1 protein-coding gene is annotated in these 271 nt (G+C 75.3%); it reads left to right on the plus strand.

The genetic code is table 11. The annotated features are described in order from the left end of the window. Window positions 1-271, plus strand: a 271-nt coding sequence (locus HA630_RS26660) for a peptidylprolyl isomerase (RefSeq protein ID WP_208299876.1), incomplete at both ends; no start/stop codon positions are given.

The raw sequence follows: 271 nt of genomic DNA on the forward strand, positions 1-271 counted from the left end.
CCCAGACCCTGGCGCGCCACATCCTGCTGCGCCCCAGCGCGCAGCTCAGCCCGCAGGCCGCGGCCGACCAGCTGGCGCGCTGGCGCCAGCAGATCACCAGCGGCCAGGCCACCTTCGAAGACCTGGCCCGCGCCCACAGCCAGGACGGCTCGGCCCCACAAGGCGGCGACCTGGGCTGGGCCGTGCCCGGCCAGTTCGTGCCCGAGTTCGAGCAGGTGATGAACGCCCTGGCCCCGGGCCAGGTGTCCGAGCCGCTGCAGTCGCGCTTCGG

This window comes from Aquabacterium sp. A08 (assembly GCF_011742065.1).